Annotated in this window: 15 protein-coding genes; 13 read left to right on the top strand and 2 right to left on the bottom strand. The window is 69.9% G+C overall.

Features of this window, described 5'->3' with window-relative positions; genetic code table 11:
* Positions 1–111: 111 nt before the first annotated feature.
* From ACFPOE_RS12055 to ACFPOE_RS12010, 10 genes are read left to right on the top strand one after another with little or no spacing between them, the layout of a single operon-like run.
* Complete coding sequence (locus ACFPOE_RS12055) at positions 112–318, top strand: formate dehydrogenase (RefSeq protein ID WP_376850326.1); 207 nt, start codon at positions 112–114, stop codon at positions 316–318.
* Positions 319–339: 21 nt separating this feature from the next.
* Positions 340–3,327 carry a formate dehydrogenase subunit alpha gene (locus ACFPOE_RS12050; protein WP_376850325.1) on the top strand — a complete coding sequence of 996 codons (2,988 nt, stop codon included), beginning with the start codon at positions 340–342 and terminating at the stop codon, positions 3,325–3,327.
* Between the two features lie 51 nt (positions 3,328–3,378).
* Entirely contained in the window at positions 3,379–3,996 is a 618-nt protein-coding gene (gene fdh3B / locus ACFPOE_RS12045) for a formate dehydrogenase FDH3 subunit beta (RefSeq protein ID WP_376850324.1), read from the top strand.
* A complete protein-coding gene (locus ACFPOE_RS12040; RefSeq protein ID WP_376850323.1) occupies positions 3,993–4,217 on the top strand; it encodes a hypothetical protein in 225 nt (74 codons plus the stop codon). Before fdh3B ends, ACFPOE_RS12040 begins: the two co-directional genes overlap by 4 nt.
* Before the next feature lie 2 nt (positions 4,218–4,219).
* Positions 4,220–5,443 (top strand): formate dehydrogenase subunit gamma, encoded by a 1,224-nt coding sequence (locus ACFPOE_RS12035; RefSeq protein ID WP_376850322.1) that lies wholly within the window; start codon positions 4,220–4,222, stop codon positions 5,441–5,443.
* Positions 5,440–5,964 carry a hypothetical protein gene (locus ACFPOE_RS12030; protein ID WP_376850321.1) on the top strand — a complete coding sequence of 175 codons (525 nt, stop codon included), beginning with the start codon at positions 5,440–5,442 and terminating at the stop codon, positions 5,962–5,964. Before ACFPOE_RS12035 ends, ACFPOE_RS12030 begins: the two co-directional genes overlap by 4 nt.
* 31 nt (positions 5,965–5,995) lie before the next feature.
* Positions 5,996–6,838, top strand: coding sequence for a formate dehydrogenase accessory sulfurtransferase FdhD (locus ACFPOE_RS12025; RefSeq protein ID WP_376850320.1), 843 nt, complete (start codon positions 5,996–5,998; stop codon positions 6,836–6,838).
* 32 nt (positions 6,839–6,870) lie between these two features.
* Positions 6,871–8,319: a C13 family peptidase gene (locus tag ACFPOE_RS12020; protein ID WP_376850319.1), complete on the top strand. Its 1,449-nt coding sequence runs from the start codon at positions 6,871–6,873 to the stop codon at positions 8,317–8,319.
* Positions 8,316–10,835 (top strand): ABC transporter permease, encoded by a 2,520-nt coding sequence (locus tag ACFPOE_RS12015; protein ID WP_376850318.1) that lies wholly within the window; start codon positions 8,316–8,318, stop codon positions 10,833–10,835. The genes ACFPOE_RS12020 and ACFPOE_RS12015 overlap by 4 nt, the downstream gene beginning before the upstream one ends.
* A 21-nt stretch (positions 10,836–10,856) precedes the next feature.
* Positions 10,857–11,261, top strand: coding sequence for a group II truncated hemoglobin (locus tag ACFPOE_RS12010; protein WP_376850317.1), 405 nt, complete (start codon positions 10,857–10,859; stop codon positions 11,259–11,261).
* Positions 11,262–11,268: 7 nt separating this feature from the next.
* Here ACFPOE_RS12010 and ACFPOE_RS12005 read toward each other — a convergent pair whose 3' ends face one another.
* Both ACFPOE_RS12005 and radC read right to left on the bottom strand, forming a co-directional pair.
* Entirely contained in the window at positions 11,269–11,910 is a 642-nt protein-coding gene (locus ACFPOE_RS12005; protein ID WP_376850316.1) for a Smr/MutS family protein, read from the bottom strand.
* Complete coding sequence (gene radC, locus ACFPOE_RS12000) at positions 11,907–12,584, bottom strand: RadC family protein (RefSeq protein ID WP_376850315.1); 678 nt, start codon at positions 12,582–12,584, stop codon at positions 11,907–11,909. Before radC ends, ACFPOE_RS12005 begins: the two co-directional genes overlap by 4 nt.
* 65 nt (positions 12,585–12,649) lie before the next feature.
* Between radC and ACFPOE_RS11995 the strand changes: the two genes are divergently transcribed.
* Genes ACFPOE_RS11995 through ACFPOE_RS11985 form a run of 3 tightly spaced genes read left to right on the top strand, consistent with a single transcriptional unit; the run spans position 12,650 to position 15,077 of the window.
* Entirely contained in the window at positions 12,650–13,126 is a 477-nt protein-coding gene (locus tag ACFPOE_RS11995) for an FKBP-type peptidyl-prolyl cis-trans isomerase (RefSeq protein WP_376850314.1), read from the top strand.
* Complete coding sequence (ispH, locus tag ACFPOE_RS11990) at positions 13,123–14,145, top strand: 4-hydroxy-3-methylbut-2-enyl diphosphate reductase (protein WP_376850313.1); 1,023 nt, start codon at positions 13,123–13,125, stop codon at positions 14,143–14,145. The genes ACFPOE_RS11995 and ispH overlap by 4 nt, the downstream gene beginning before the upstream one ends.
* The gene (locus tag ACFPOE_RS11985) at positions 14,142–15,077 is read left to right on the top strand and encodes a threonine/serine dehydratase (protein WP_376850312.1); all 936 of its coding nucleotides are present in this window, start codon (positions 14,142–14,144) and stop codon (positions 15,075–15,077) included. The genes ispH and ACFPOE_RS11985 overlap by 4 nt, the downstream gene beginning before the upstream one ends.
* Positions 15,078–15,161: the final 84 nt, after the last annotated feature.

Genomic DNA, 15,161 nt, shown 5'->3' with positions numbered 1-15,161 from the left:
CGAGCGCATCAGGAATTTCCCAGTGTTTGCATGCTTGCGGGGCACCATGCGGGCGGCTACATTCGATCGATATGCAATTGCGTTCCTAAGCCGGGAACATCAGGAGTCCGTATGAGCCAGAACAAATTGTCGCGCCGCTCGATGTTCGCCGGGGCCGCCACCGTCGGGGCCGCCGCAGCCGCTGTCGCGATCGTGCCTTCCGCCGTCCAGCAGATGAGTGCGCAACCGGCCGTGGCGCCCAAGCCGCCACCGGAACGCGGCGGCGGCTACCAGCTGACCGAACGCGTCAAGCAGTACTACAAGAGCACTCTCGTCTAAGTCCGTTTGCAGGAGACTTCCATGTTGCTGACCAAGAAATCGGGTGCTGCCGAGGCAGGCATGCGCCCACCCGCATCGGGCCGGTCGCCCTTCCTGCACAGCCTGCAGCGCGGGCTGTCCAACGCGCTGCCGACCATGGACCGGCGCGCCTTCCTGCGCCGCTCCGGGCTGGGCGTCGGCGTCGGCCTGGCCGCCTCGCAGCTGGTGCTGGTGAAGAAGGCCGGCGCCGCCGAAGGCCGCAGCGTCGGCGTCGGCGCCGGCAAGATCGAGGTCAAGCGCACCGTCTGCACCCACTGCTCGGTGGGCTGCGCGATCGACGCGGTGGTGGAAAACGGCGTCTGGGTCCGGCAGGAGCCGGTGTTCGATTCGCCGATCAACCTCGGCGCCCATTGCGCCAAGGGCGCTGCCGTCCGCGAGCACGGCCACGGCGAGTTCCGCCTGCGCTACCCGATGAAGCTGGTCAACGGCAAGTACGAGCGCATCAGCTGGGACACGGCGCTCAACGAGATCAGCGCCAAGATGCTGGAGCTGCGCAAGGCCAGCGGACCGGACTCGGTGTACTGGATCGGCTCGTCCAAGCACAGCAACGAACAGTCGTACCTGATGCGCAAGTTCGTCAGCTTCTGGGGCAGCAACAACTGCGACCACCAGGCCCGCATCTGCCACTCCACCACGGTGGCCGGCGTGGCCAACACATGGGGCTACGGCGCCATGACCAATTCGTACAACGACATGCAGAACAGCAAGTGCGCGTTGTACATCGGCTCCAATGCCGCCGAAGCGCACCCGGTCTCGATGCTGCACATGCTGCATTCCAAGGAGAACGGCTGCAAGATGATCGTGGTGGACCCGCGCTTCACCCGCACCGCCGCCAAGGCCGACGAATACGTGCGCATCCGCTCCGGCTCGGACATCCCGTTCCTGTTCGGCCTGCTGCACCACATCTTCAAGAACGGCTGGGAAGACAAGAAGTACATCAACGACCGCGTCTACGGCATGGAGGACGTCAGGAAGGAAGTGCTGGAGAAGTGGACCCCGGACAAGGTGGAGGAAGCCTGCGGCGTCCCGGAAGCGCAGATGTTCAAGGTCGCCCAGATGATGGCGATGAACCGGCCCTCGACCCTGGTGTGGTGCATGGGCCAGACCCAGCACTCGATCGGCAACGCGATGGTGCGGGCGTCGTGCATCGTGCAGCTGGCGCTGGGCAACGTCGGTGTCTCCGGCGGCGGCGCCAACATCTTCCGCGGCCACGACAACGTGCAGGGCGCCACCGACATCGGCCCCAACCCCGACTCGCTGCCCGGCTACTACGGCATCGTCGAAGGCTCGTGGCGCCATTTCGCCAAGGCCTGGGGCGTTGACTACGACTGGATCAAGGCCCGCTTCGCCAACGTCGGGATGATGTCCAAGCCCGGCATCACGGTCTCGCGCTGGATCGACGGCGTGATGGAAAAGAACGAGCTGATCGACCAGGACCCGAACCTGCGCGCGGTCGTCTACTGGGGCCATGCGCCCAACTCGCAGACCCGCGGCCTGGAGATGAAGCGGGCCATGGACATGCTGGACCTGCTGGTGGTGGTGGATCCCTATCCCTCGGCCACGGCGGCGATGGCGGCGATGCCCGGCCGGCCCGAGGACCTGAACAAGAACCGCGCGGTCTACCTGTTGCCGGCCGCCACGCAGTTCGAGACCAGCGGCTCGGTCACGGCCTCCAACCGCTCGCTGCAATGGCGCGAGAAGGTGATCGAGCCCCTGTGGGAAAGCCGCACCGACCACATGATCATGTACCAGCTGGCCGAGAAGCTGGGCTTCGGCAAGGAGCTGGTCAAGAACTACAAGATGCAGAAGGTCAAGGGCATGGACGAGCCCCTGCCGGAGGACATCCTGCGCGAGGTGAACAAGTCGTGCTGGAGCATCGGCTACACCGGCCAGAGCCCGGAGCGCCTGAAGAGCCACATGCGCAACATGGCCAACTTCGACGTCAAGACCCTCAAGTCCAAGGGCGGCAAGGACCCGGTCACCGGCTACGACCTGACCGGCGACTACTTCGGCCTGCCGTGGCCCTGCTACGGCACGCCGGAACTCAAGCACCCCGGCTCGCCCAACCTGTACGACACCTCCAAGCACGTGATGGAGGGCGGCGGGAATTTCCGCGCCAACTTCGGGGTCGAGCGCAACGGCGTCAACCTGCTGGCCGAGGACGGCTCGGCCTCCAAGGGCGCGGACATCCAGACCGGCTATCCGGAGTTCGACCACGTGCTGCTCAAGAAGCTGGGCTGGTGGGACGAGCTGACCGACGTCGAGAAGGCGCTGGCCGAGGGCAAGAACTGGAAGACCGACAACTCCGGCGGCATCATCCGCGTGACCATGAAGAACCACGGCTGCCACGTGTTCGGCAACGCCAAGGCGCGGGCGGTGGTCTGGAACTTCCCGGACGGCATCCCGCAGCACCGCGAGGCGCTGTACAGCACCCGGCCCGACCTGGTGGCCAAGTACCCGACGCACGACGACAAGAAGGCGTTCTGGCGGCTGCCCACGCTGTACAAGACGATTCAGGACAAGAACCTGGCCGACAAGGTGGCGACCAAGTTCCCGCTGATCCTGACCTCGGGGCGGCTGACCGAATACGAGGGCGGCGGCGACGAGACGCGCTCCAACCCCTGGCTGGCGGAACTGCAGCAGGAAGCCTTCGTCGAGATCAACCCGAAGGCCGCCGGCGAGCGCGGCATCCGCAACGGCGAGCGGGTGTGGGTGTCCACGCCCACCGGCGCCCGCATCAACGTGCAGGCCATGCTGACCGAGCGGGTCGGGCCGGACACCTGCTGGATCCCGTTCCACTTCGCCGGCCGCTGGCAGGGCGCGGACCTGCTGGCGTACTACCCCAACGGCGCGGCGCCGGTGGTGCGCGGCGAAGCGGTGAACACCGCAACCACGTACGGCTACGACAGCGTGACGATGATGCAGGAAACCAAGACGACCATCTGCAACGTCGAACGGGCAGTTGCGTGAGATCTTGGGGACAGACCTTCAGCTCTGTCCCCAACTGAATAGAGGTGACAAATGGCAAGAATGAAATTCATCTGCGACTCGGAGCGCTGCATCGAATGCAACGGCTGCGTCACCGCCTGCAAGAACGAGCATGAGATCCCCTGGGGCGTGAACCGGCGCCGGGTCGTGACGCTCAACGACGGCGTGCCGGGCGAGCGCTCGATCTCGGTGGCCTGCATGCACTGCTCGGACGCGCCCTGCATGGCGGTGTGCCCGGTCAACTGCTTCTACCGCACCGACGAGGGCGTGGTGCTGCACGACAAGGACATCTGCATCGGCTGCGGCTACTGCTCGTACGCCTGCCCGTTCGGGGCGCCGCAGTTCCCCGCGTCCGGCACCTTCGGCGTGCGCGGCAAGATGGACAAGTGCACCTTCTGCGCCGGCGGCCCCGAGGCCAACGGCAGCGAGGCGGAGTTCGAGAAGTACGGCCGCAACCGGCTGGCCGAAGGCAAGCTGCCGGCCTGCGCCGAGATGTGCTCGACCAAGGCGCTGCTGGCCGGCGACGGCGACGTGGTGGCGGACATCTTCCGCAACCGGGTGGTCAAGCGCGGCAAGGGGGCGGAGGTCTGGGGCTGGGGCACGGCCTACGGTTCCAAGCAGGCCGGCCAGCCGGGCGGAGCGAAGTCATGATGCGCGCCCTCGTTCTCGTTGCTGCAGCGCTGGCGCTGGCTGCCTGCGGCGAAAGGCCGCAGGCGATGAAGGACAACGCCAAGCAGGATGCGGCCGCCTTCCAGGGCACCGGCATGCCGTTCACCGCCCCGGGCTGGAAGCCCGGCGACAAGACCGCCTGGGAGTCGCAACTGCGCACACGCACCCAGAACGGCCAGAACGACTACACCAAGGTCAACTGAACATGCTGCGGTCCCTCCTCCTTGCCTCGACGCTGGCCTTCGGGCTGGCCGCTTCCTCCCTGGCGCAGGACAAGGGCAGGGACGACCTGCCGCCGCCCGCGCCGGCAGCCGGCGCCTCGGCCGCGCCCCAGCCCGGCGGCATCCAGGGCCAGAACATCTTCGACGTCAAGCCGGAGGTCAAGCCCGACGCCAGCTCGGACCCGAAGTACCTGGAGCAGAGCAACGGCGAACGCAACCGCGTGCAGCCGGGCAACAACGCGCCGATGTGGCGCGGCGTGGCCGCAGGCCGCGAGGGCTTCACCAACTATCCGAAGAGCGAGGCGCCGGAGGCCGGCGTGCTGATCCAGCCGCCGGTGCAGTACCCGGGCTCGCGGCTGACCACCGCCGGCGAGGCCTGGCGCCAGGTGCGCAACGTCTGGCTGATCCCGTATGGCGGCGCGCTGCTGTTGATCGTGCTGGGCGCGCTGGCGATCTTCTATTTCGCCAAGGGCCCGATCGGCAAGCACGGCGCCGGCGAGGGCCAGCTCAAGATCGAGCGCTTCACGCCCTTCGAGCGCTCGGCCCACTGGGCCAACGCCATTGCCTTCACCATCCTGATGGTCTCGGGCCTCGTGATGGCCTTCGGCAAGTTCTTCCTGCTGCCGGTGATGGGCGGGCTGCTGTTCGGCTGGCTGACCTATTTCCTCAAGACGCTGCACAACTTCACCGGTCCGCTGTTCACCGTGTCGCTGATCATCGTCTTCGTCGTCTTCCTGCGCGACAACTGGCCGCAGCGCGGCGACCTGAACTGGCTGCTCAAGGGCGGCGGCCTGGTGGGCAAGTCCACCAACCACGAGCCGCCCTCGCACCGCTTCAACGCCGGCGAGAAGATCGTGTTCTGGGGCGGCGTGCTGGTGCTGGGCTTCTTCGTGGTGTCCTCGGGCCTGGCGATGGACAAGCTGATCCCGGGCATCAACTACGACCGGCAGACCATGCAGATCATCCACATGTTCCATTACGTCTCGACGGCGCTGATGATGTGCATGTTCTTCGGCCACATCTACATCGGAACCATCGGCATGCGCGGCGCCTACACCGCGATGCGGCGCGGCTACGTCGGCGAGGAGTGGGCCAAGGAGCACCACGCCTACTGGTACGAAGACATCAGGTCCGGCAAGATCCCGGCCCAGCGCAGCCACCCGCACGCCGCGGCCGACGCCCCCATCCTCGGAGAACAACGCGCATGAAGAACCTCTGGATTGCCGGCGTGCTGGCGGCCGCCTGCGTGGCCAGCCTGGCCAAGATTCCGCCCCCGGTGCTGGACGACGCCGCCAAGGCCAAGGCCGCCGAGGCCGCCGCCAAGGCCGCCTGGCAGGCCAAGCTGGACGCCTACCACCTGTGCAAGGTGCAGGACAAGGTCGCGGCGTATTACCGCGCCCATGCCGGAACCGGCGCCGGCGCCGCCAAGGTCTCCACGGCGGCGGCAGTGGCTTCGCATCCGGCGGCCGGCGCGGCGACGCCGGCGGTGGCGGGCGCCACCGCGTCGTCCCCCAATGTCGCAGCGAAGCCGGCGGTGGCCGGTGGCACCGCCGCGGTGGCTGCCGGGCCGGCCACGCCGGTGGGCTGCGCCGACCCGGGCCCGTTCGCCGTCAACGCGCCGGCCGAGAAGCCGCTGGAAACATCCGGCGCGCACTCGCCCGCCGGCAACGCCACCAGCCCGCCCAGCAGCAAGGCAACCTCCGCGGAAATGGCGCCGGCCAAGAAATAGCGCGGCCGCGCTTTTGCGGCATCATCGCCCGATGCCGCTGCCCCATCTCACCCAAGCCCGCGCTGCGCTGACGCAGGAAATCGACGTCGTCAACGAGCACGGCGAGCGCGAGGCCGTCTCCATTCCGGCCGAGCGCGACCTCACGGTCTATGTCGACAAGCGCGAGCTGGTCACGCTGATGACCCTGGGCGCACGGCCCGAATGGCTGGTGCTGGGCTACCTGCGCAACCAGCGCCTGGTCGCCGGCGTCGACGAGGTGGAGTCCGTGACGGTGGACTGGGACACCAACGCGGCCGCCGTGAGGACCCGCGCGGGCATCGACCGGATCGAGGAGCGCACCTCGCGCCGGGTCGTCACCACCGGCTGCGGCCAGGGCAGCATGTTCGGCGGCCTGATGGACGAGATCGAGTCGATCCGCCTGCCCGCCACCGCGATCACCCAGGCGCAGCTGTATGGCATCGTCAACGCGATCCGGCTCCAGGAAAGCACCTACAAGTCGGCCGGCTCGGTGCACGGCTGCGCGCTGTTCCGCGGCGAGGAGATGCTGCTGTTCGTGGAGGACGTGGGACGCCACAACGCGATCGACACCATCGCCGGCTGGATGTGGGTCCAGCCGCCGTCCGATCCCACCGGCCTGGTGTTCTACACCACCGGGCGCCTGACCAGCGAGATGGTGATCAAGGCCGCCCAGATGGGCGTGGCGATCGTGGTCTCGCGCAGCGGCATCACCCAGATGGGCCACCAGATCGCGCAGCGGCTGGGCCTGTGCACCATCGGCCGGGCGACCAACCGGCGCTTCCTGTGCTACACGGCGCCCGAGCGGCTCGTGCTGGATCCGCAGCTGGCCGGCGCCAGGCCGACCCCACGCGCCTGAGGCAGTGCGGGCCGGTGGCATGATGGCCGCCGATGCACCCCGACGCCGATTTCGACTCCTTCGCCGCCGCCCCCGGCAGCGCCCCGCCCCTGCCGCCACCGGCGCGCGAATCGCTGGGTGGCTGGCTGCGCGGCGGCCTGCGCGCCGGCTTCCTGCTGGAGCCCCGGCTGCCGCTGGCGCCGCCGACCCCGGCGCAACTGCTGCTGCTGGTCGCCGTCACCAGCGCGCTGGAACTGCTGCTGGCGCGCTTCGAGGTGGCCGGCCCGGCGCTGTTCGACCTGCGCGGCTGGCTGGCTCCGCAGTGGGGCACCGGCCTGCTGTTGCTGCTGGCGTGGTGGGTCCTGCCGCCGCCGCGCCGGCTGGCTGCCTGGTTCGCGCTGTGGGTGGTCGCTTCGGCGCCGGCCAACACCGTGTCGCAACTGCTGTCCATCGCGCAGGCCCATGAGCGCTTGCCGTTGTGGCTCGATGGTTCCACCTGGGCCGGCTGGTCCCTGTACCTGCTGCTCTGGGTGTGGGTGCTGGCGGTCGCGGTGCGGCTGGCCGGGCGGTTCGGCGTCGACCGGCCGGGCCGGGCGGCGCTGGCGCTGCGCATGGTGGCGCTGTTCGGCGTCTCGGCCTGGCAGTTCCCGGACCGGCCCTGGCAGCAGGACGGCACGCAGGCCGAGGCCGAGCGGCCCACACTGGAGCTGAGCCAGGAAGCCTTCGAGACCCAGCAGGCGGTGTGGGACAAGGCGGTCGCCTCGCTGGCGCCGCAACGCCCCGGCGTGGTCGACGTCTACGGCCTGGTGTTCGCGCCATATGCCGACCAGGACGTGTTCCTGCGCGAGAGCTCGATGGTCGCCAGCCTGCTGGCGCAGCGCTTCGACGCCAGGGGCCGGGTGCTGCACCTGGTCAATAGCGCGAGCACCGGCGACACCTATCCGTGGGCGACCACCCTGAACCTGGAGCGCGCCATCGACGCGCTGGCGGCCAGGATGGACCGCGAGCACGACCTGCTGGTGGTGTACCTGACATCGCACGGCGCGAGCAACTACCAGCTGTCCGCCTCCAACGGGGCGCTGCGGGTGGACACGGTCAGCCCGGGCGAGCTGCGCGCGGCGCTGGACAAGGCCGGCATCCGCAACCGGGTGATCGCCGTCTCGGCCTGCTTCTCGGGCGGCTGGATCGGCCCGCTGGCCGGCGACAGCACGCTGGTGATGACCGCTGCCGATGCCACCCACACCTCCTACGGCTGCGGCGCGCTGTCCGAGCTGACCTTCTTCGGCCGCGCGATGTTCGACGAGCAGCTGCGCAAGACCCATTCCTTCGAGCAGGCCTTCGCCGCGTCGGTGCCGGTCATCAAGCAGCGCGAGGTGGACGCCGGCAAGCCCGACGGCTTCTCCAATCCGCAGATCAGCGTCGGCGACAAGATCAGGCCGGTGCTGCGCCAGCTGCAGCAGCGGCTGGACGGCCTGCCGCCGGCGCCGGGGGCGACGCCGTGAGCACCTCGGTCTGGGGACTGGGCTGGCGCACCCTGTGGCGCGACCTGCGGGCCGGCGAGCTGCGGCTGCTGATCGTGGCCGTGACGCTGGCGGTGGCGGCGCTGACCGCCGTCGGCTTTTTCGCCGACCGCTTGAACGGCGGGCTGGCGCGCGACGCGCGCCAGCTGCTGGGCGGCGACGCGGTGGTCTCCAGCGACAACCCGACGCCGCAGGCCTTCGTCGACAAGGCGCGCGCGCTGGGACTGCAGGCCGTCACCACCATCGGCTTTCCGACCATGGCGCGGGCCAGCGAGGCGCAGGGCGGCGGCAGCCGCCTGGTGGCGCTGAAGGTGGTGGGCGCCGGCTATCCGCTGCGCGGCAACCTGCAGGTGGCGGCGCAGCCCGATGGGCCCGCCAGCGCCACCCGCGAGATCCCACCGCCCGGCGAGGCCTGGGTCGACGCCTCGCTGCTGGAGGCGCTGGCGCTCAAACCCGGCGCCGCATTGCTGCTGGGCGATTCCCGGCTGCGCATCGGCCGCATCATCGTCGTCGAGCCCGATCGCGGCGCCGGCTTCATGAGCTTCGCGCCGCGCGTGATGCTCAACCAGGCCGACCTGGAGGCCACGCACCTGGTGCAGCCGGCCAGCCGCCTCACCTACCGCTTCGCGGTGGCCGGCGACGACAAGCCGGTCGCGGCCTTCGTCCGCTGGGCGCTGCAGGAAGTGAAGAACCCGGCGATCCGCGGCGTGCGCATCGAGTCGCTGGAAAGCGGGCGGCCGGAGATGCGCCAGACGCTGGACCGCGCCGGCAAGTTCCTCAACCTGGTGGCGCTGCTGGCCGCGCTGCTCAGCGCGGTGGCCGTGGCGCTGGGCGCGCGCGGCTTTGCCGCCAGCCACCTGGACGACTGCGCGATGCTGCGGGTGCTGGGCCAGAGCCAGCGCACCATCGCGCTGGCCTATGCCTTCGAATTCGCGCTGATCGGCCTGTTCGCCAGCCTGCTGGGGGTGGCCGCCGGCTTCGGCGTGCACTTCCTGTTCGTGCTGCTGCTGGCGGGGCTGGTGGAAAGCTCGCTGCCGGCGGCGACGCTGTGGCCGGCGGGCTTCGGCATCGGCATGGGGCTGACGCTGCTGTTCGCGTTCGGCCTGCCGCCGGTGCTGCAGCTGGCGCAGGTGCCGCCGCTGCGGGTGATCCGGCGCGACGTCGGCAACCTCAAGCCGGCCTCGGTCGCGGTGCTGGCCGTGGGCGTGGTCGGCTTCGCCGCGCTGCTGCTGGCAGCCAGCAGCGACCTGCTGCTGGGGCTGATCGCGGTCGGCGGTTTCGCCGGCGCGGTGCTGGTGTTCGCGGCGCTGAGCTGGCTGGCGGTGAAGCTGCTGCGGCGCAGCGTCAACGAAAGCACCGCGCCGCGCTGGATGGTGCTGGCGACGCGGCAGATCTCGGCGCGCCCGGCCTATGCGGTGGTGCAGGTGAGCGCGCTGTCGGTCGGCCTGCTGGCGCTGATGCTGCTGGTGCTGCTGCGCACCGACCTGATCGCCAGCTGGCGCCGCGCCACGCCGCCGGACGCGCCGAACCGCTTCGTCATCAACGTGATGCCCGAACAGAACGCCGCCTTCCAGAAGGCGCTGCGCGATGCCGGCGTGGCCAAGTTCGACTGGTATCCGATGATCCGCGGCCGGCTGATCGCGGTCAACGGCAAGACCGTCTCGCCCGAAGACTACGCCGAGGACCGTGCGCGCCGGCTGGTGGACCGGGAGTTCAACCTGTCGGCCACGCCGGTGCAGCCGCCGCACAACCAGGTGGTGGCCGGCCGCTGGCAGCCGGAAGAGAAGGGCGGCCTGAGCGTGGAGGAGGGCCTGGCCAAGACGCTGGGCCTGAAGCTGGGCGACAGCCTGCGCTTCGACATCGCCGGCGCGCCGACGGACGCGAAGATCACCTCGCTGCGCAAGGTGGACTGGGGCTCGATGCGGGCCAACTTCTTCGTCATCTACCCGGTCAGCGAGCTGGCCGACGTGCCGGTCACCTACATGAGCGCCTTCCATGCGCCGGACCGCAAGGGCTTCGACAACGCGCTGGTGCGGGCCTTCCCCAACATCACCAACGTCGACATGACCAGCACGCTCAACCAGGTGCAAGGCGTGCTGGACAAGGTGATCCGCGCGGTGGAATTCCTGTTCGCGTTCACGCTGGCGGCCGGCGTGGTGGTGCTGTTCGCGGCGGTGACGGCCACGCGCGAGGAGCGCGCCCGCGAATACGCGATCATGCGCGCGGTCGGCGCCCGGGGCAGCCTGCTGCGCCAGGTGCAGCGGGCGGAGCTGGTGGGCGTGGGCCTGCTGGCCGGCTTCCTGGCCAGCGTGGTGGCCGGCTGCGTCGGCTGGGCGCTGGCGAAGTATGTGTTCGATTTCGAATGGACCGCCTCGCCGCTGCTGCCGCTGTTCGGCTCGCTGGCCGGCGCGCTGCTGGCGCTGGCGGCCGGCTGGTGGGGGCTGCGCGAGGTGCTCAATCGCCCGGTGGTGGAAACCTTGCGCCGGGCGGCCGAATAGGCGCCGCCGGACAATCCGCCCATGCAGACTGAAGAGACAAGCCCCGCCGCCACGCCCTTCGAGCGGATCGGCGGGGAGGACAGGGTCAAGGCGCTGGTGGAGCGCTTCTACGACCTGATGGACCTGGAGCCGACGTACGGCGCACTGCGCGCCGCCCACGGCAGCCACCTGGAGCGGGCGCGCCAGCACCTGTTCTGGTTCCTGTGCGGCTGGCTGGGCGGGCCGCAGCATTACACCGACCGCTTCGGCCATCCGCGGCTGCGCATGCGCCACATGCCGTTTTCGATCGGCATCGTGGAGCGCGACCAGTGGCTGGCCTGCATGGACCAGGCGATGGGCGAGACCGGTGTGCCCGAGGACCTGCGGGCGCGGCTGAAGGAGAGCTTTTTCCAGACCGCCGACTGGATGCGCAACGCGCCGGGCTAGGACTGCGTCAACCCGGCGACGGCGTCAGCAGCACCACCACCGCGCCGGCGCCGCCCTCGTCGCCGCGGGCCTGGACGAAGGCCAGCACCTCGTTCTTCTGGATCAGCCAGCTCTGCACCTTGCTCTTGAGCACCGGCGTCTTGCCCGGCGACCCCAGGCCCTTGCCGTGGACCACACGCACGCAGCGCACGCCCTGCTTGACGGCCTCGCGGATGAAGGCCGCCAGCGCCTCGCGCGCGTCCTCGCGCCGCAGGCCGTGCAGGTCCAGTTCGCGCTGGATGCTCCAGTGGCCCTTGCGCAGCTTGCGCGTCACGTCCATGCCGATGCCGGGCCGGCGAAAGCTCAGCGCGTCGTCGACATCGAGCAGCGTGCTGGCGTCGAACTCGTCGCTGATCGCTTCCTGCAGCACCCGCTGCTCGTCCAGCTGCTGCTGGAACGGGATCGGCGCCGGCTGCTGCGGCGCCAGCGGCACGCGCCGCTGCTCGCGCAGCGGCTTGACGGCACCGGCCGCGCGCACGAACAGGTTCTGCTCGGCGTGGAGCTTGCGCTCGGCGTCCTTGCGGGCGCTTTCGCGCAGCGCGGCCAGCCGCTGCTGTTCGGCCAGATGCTGCTGGATCCGCTGCAGCTCCTGGAACGACTTGGCCTTCACAGGAGCCCCCTTTCGGCCATCGACAGCGCTTCGCCCTGGGTGACGATCACGTGGTCCAGCACCCGGACGTCGACCAGGGCCAGCGCGGCCTTCAGCGTCTGCGTCAGGGCTTCGTCGGCGCGCGAGGGCTGCACCGTGCCGCTCGGGTGGTTGTGCGCCAGCACCACCGAGGCGCAGGCGTGCGCCAGCGCCCGCAGCACCACCTCGCGCGGGTAGACGCTGGTCTGGGTCAGCGTGCCGCGAAACAGTTCCTCCATCGCCAGCAGCCGGTTCTGCGCGTCCAGGAACAGCACCGCGAACACCTCGTGGGCCTTGGCGGCCAGGTGCAGCTGCAGGTAGTGCTTGACGGCGCCGGGCGAGCCGAACACCTCGCGCTCCTTCAGCTGCTGGGCCAGCGCGCGGCGCGCCAGTTCCAGCACCGCGATCAGCTCGGCCCGCTTGGCCGGGCCGCCCAGTCCCCGGACCTGCTTGAGGTCGTCGGCGCTGGTGTGAAGAAGGCCGGAGATGCCGCCGAAGCGGTCCAGCAGTCCCTGCGCCATCTGCAGCACGCCTTGGTCGGGCAGGCCGGTGCGCAGCAGCAGGGCGATCAGTTCGGCGTCGCCGAGCGCCCCGGCGCCCCGGGCCAGCAGCTTCTCGCGCGGCTGGGCATCGGTTGGGAGGTCTTTGAGGGGCATCTGGGGGCCGTTCCCGCGGGGCGGAAGCAGCTTTCTACAATGGGGGCCAGTTTATCGGGACTTCCATGGCCTCCAACGCGCCCCGGGTTCAACCGGGCTCCTTCCTCACCCTGCATTACCGGCTTGCCGGGCCGGGCGGGGACATCATCAACACCTTCGCCGACAAGCCGGCCACGCTGTCGCTGGGCACGGGCGAACTGTCGCCCGCCGTGGAGAAGCGCCTGATCGGGCTGGAGGAGGGCGCGCGCACCAGCTTCCAGATCCCGGCCGGCGAAGCCTTCGGCGACCGCAACCCGGAGATGGTGCAGTGGGTGGCGCGCCGGCTGCTCAACGAGCTGGGCGACCCCGACGAGCAATACCACGTCGGCGACGTGGTGCAGTTCCCCACGCCCGACGGCATGGGCAGCTATGCCGGCTCGGTGCAGCAGGTCGGCGCCGATGGCGACGGCGACGGCAAGGCCGACGCCGTGCTGTTCGACTTCAACCATCCGCTGGCCGGCCAGCCGGTGACCTTCGAAGTCCAACTGATCGGAGTGCTATGACCGACATCGCGCAAGCGCCCCAGGAAGTGCTGCTGGCCGAGCCGCGCGGCTTTTGCGCCGGCGTCGACCGTGCCATCGAGATCGTCGAGCGGGCGCTGCTGAAATTCGGTGCGCCGATCTACGTGCGCCACGAGATCGTGCACAACACCTTCGTGGTCAACGACCTCAAGGCCAAGGGCGCGATCTTCATCGAGGACCTGGCCGACGTGCCGCCGGGCTCCACGCTGGTGTTCTCCGCCCACGGCGTGAGCAGGGCGGTGCAGGCGGAGGCGCGGGCCCGCGGCTTCGAGATCTTCGACGCCACCTGCCCGCTGGTGACCAAGGTCCACGTGGAGGTGGCCAAGCTGGCCAAGGAAGGCTACGAGTTCATCATGATCGGCCACAAGGGCCATCCCGAAGTCGAAGGCACGATGGGCCAGCTGAGCGGCGGCATCCACCTGGTGGAAGACGTCGAGGACGTGGCGACGGTGCAGCCGGCGCAGACCGAGCGGCTGGCGGTGGTGACGCAGACCACGCTGTCGGTGGACGACGCGGCGCAGATCAGCGCCGCGGTGCGCCGGCGCTTCCCCAGCGTGCGCGAGCCCAAGAAGCAGGACATCTGCTACGCCACCCAGAACCGGCAGGATGCGGTCAAGCTGATGTCGCCGCAGGTGGACGTGATGATCGTGGTGGGCAGCCCCACCAGTTCCAACAGCAACCGGCTGGCGGAACTGGCGCGCAAGCTGGGCGTGCCCAGCTACATGGTGGACAGCGCCGCGGAACTGCAGCCCGAGTGGCTGGAAGGCAGGAAGCGGGTCGGGCTGACGGCGGGCGCATCGGCGCCGGAGGTGCTGGTCAAGGCGGTGATCGACCGCATCCGCTCCTTCGGCGCGGTCTCGGTGCGCAAGATGGACGGCATCCAGGAGACGGTGAAGTTCCCGTTGCCAAAGGGCCTGAAGGCCCCGGAGGGCCTGGCGCCGCCGGCCGGCTCGCAGCTGCACGCCGGCGCCGCCGGCCGCGCGCCGGAGCAGGGCTCTTGAGCCGCGCCGAGATCGACGCCGCGATGCAGCGGCTGCGCGCGCAGCCCGGCTTCCTGCTGGAAACGCCGCTGTGGAAGCTGCCCGCATCCGCGCTCGGCGTGCCCGGCGGCGAGGTCTGGCTCAAGCTCGAACAACTGCAGGTCGCCGGCAGCTTCAAGGCGCGGGGCATGATGAACCGGCTGCTGGCCAACCCGATTCCGGCCAGCGGCGTCATCGTCGCCTCCGGCGGCAATGCCGGCATCGCAACCGCCGCCGCGGCGAAGGCGCTGGGCGTGAAGTGCGAGGTGTTCGTGCCGACCATCTCCAGCCCCGCTAAGCAGGCGCGGCTGCGCGAGCTGGGCGCAGAGGTCGTGGTCACCGGCGCCGCGTATTCGGAGGCGCTGCAGGCCTGCCTGGCGCGCCAGCAGCAGACCGGCGCGCTGCTGACCCACGCCTACGACCAGCCCGAGGTGGTGGCCGGCGCCGGCACGCTGGCGCTGGAGATCGAGGCGCAGGGCGGGGTGCCGGACAGCGTGCTGGTGAGCGTCGGCGGCGGCGGCCTGATCGCCGGCATCGCCGACTGGTTCGGCCCGCGCGCGAGGGTCGTGGCGCTGGAGCCGGAACTGGCGCCGACGCTGTTTCGCGCACGGCAGGCCGGCGAGCCGGTGGACGTCGCCGTCAGCGGCATCGCGGCCGACTCGCTGGGGGCCAAGCGCATCGGCGCCATCGCATGGGAGCTGACCCAGCGCCATGTGAAGGACGCGCTGCTGTTGCCGGACGACGCGATTCGCCAGGCCCAATTGACGCTGTGGCGGCAGTTCAAGCTGGCGGTGGAACCGGCTGCGGCGCTGGGGCTGGCCGCACTGCAAAGCGGCGCTTACCGGCCGCGAGCGGACGAGAAAGTGTGCCTGGTGCTGTGCGGCGCCAACATGGACCCGGCGACGCTCTCCTGAAACCTTGCGGGACAGACCTTCGGATCTGTCCCCAACTGATTCCGTTGCGGGACGGACCTTCGGCGCTGTCCTCGGCTGATCAGC

The organism is Caenimonas terrae, assembly GCF_042655405.1.
Classification (GTDB): Bacteria; Pseudomonadota; Gammaproteobacteria; order Burkholderiales; family Burkholderiaceae_C; genus Ramlibacter; species Ramlibacter terrae_A.
This window is presented reverse-complemented; position numbering and strand designations above follow the sequence as displayed.